The sequence below is a fragment of the Vibrio sp. Vb0304 genome (assembly GCF_033338995.1).
GTDB lineage: Bacteria > Pseudomonadota > Gammaproteobacteria > Enterobacterales > Vibrionaceae > Vibrio > Vibrio alginolyticus.
The window spans coordinates 1-1028 of sequence record NZ_JAWOTT010000376.1 but is presented as its reverse complement, the minus strand read 5'-3'; the positions used below and the strand labels follow the sequence as shown (position 1 = coordinate 1028).

General features: G+C 46.8%; 1 protein-coding gene. It reads left to right on the top strand.

All coding sequences use genetic code 11. The features are described 5' to 3' along the window. Positions 1 to 753, top strand: a 753-nt coding sequence (locus R7P35_RS26370; RefSeq protein ID WP_318093452.1) for an OmpA family protein, incomplete at its 5' end; no start/stop codon positions are given. Positions 754 to 1028 lie beyond the last annotated feature (275 nt).

The window sequence follows — 1028 nt, the reverse complement described above, 5'->3', positions numbered from 1 at the left end:
ATCTCTCCTATCGACTTGGCACAGGACTCTTCTGTGCCAAGTAAACACAACTCCAATCACGTTGTAAGCTCTTATTTTCAAGGTGACGGTGATGGTCCAGAAATTAACTCTCTAGTTCCTGGCACCTTCGACACCCAAGAGCAACTTGCTGCTCTGGCAAAAGTTATCGAAGAGATGACCGCGCAGATCAACGCGCAAGGAAACGTCAACGTTACTGTGACACCACAAGGCTTGCGTATCGTGTTGCAAGACGATTACAAACAGCACATGTTCAGTCGTGGTGGAGCCGAGCTTACGCCATTTTTTGAAGATTTACTGTTGGCACTTGCCCCTCTTTTCGAGCGAGTAACCAACCCATTGATCATCAGTGGTCATACCGATGCGATTCCGTTTAAGAAACGTTTTGGTCGTCAGTCGAACTGGGCGCTATCGGCATCGCGTGCTGATGTGGCGAGAAAAACGCTGGTTGAAGGCGGAATGCCCGATGATCGCGTCATGCAAGTTACTGGCATGTCAGATCGAGCGTTGCTGAACCCAGATGAGCCAGATTCAAGCGAAAACCGTCGAATCGAACTGTTTATTCTGACAACACCAGCAGCAAAAGTGCTTGAGACCCTATTTGGCAATCAAGATGACAGCGAGCTGCAAAAAGCGAAACAAAAAGCGGAATTTAACCAACCCGTTATTCGACAAGAAGTGATCCGCTACTCGGCGGACGCAGAAAAACAAGAAGCGAAAATCCAAGCACTATAATGCTTGTCAACGCCATAAACCACAAAGGTCACCTCGCCCTGCTGGTGACCTTTTTAATCCCTAATCCAATTGCCGTGACTTTTAGTAGAGTTCAATATGCACGAGCCAATGCCCGACACAAAAAGACGTGATGTGTTGAAGAAAGCCTTTTTATGGCTAATCATCTTCGACTATTTATTATTGGCGTTTTTTCTTACCCAACTCTCTAGCCTCAACCTAAACAGTGGCACCATGATCAGCCTGCTGCTCGTGGTTTACAATGTTTTGCTTGTGTC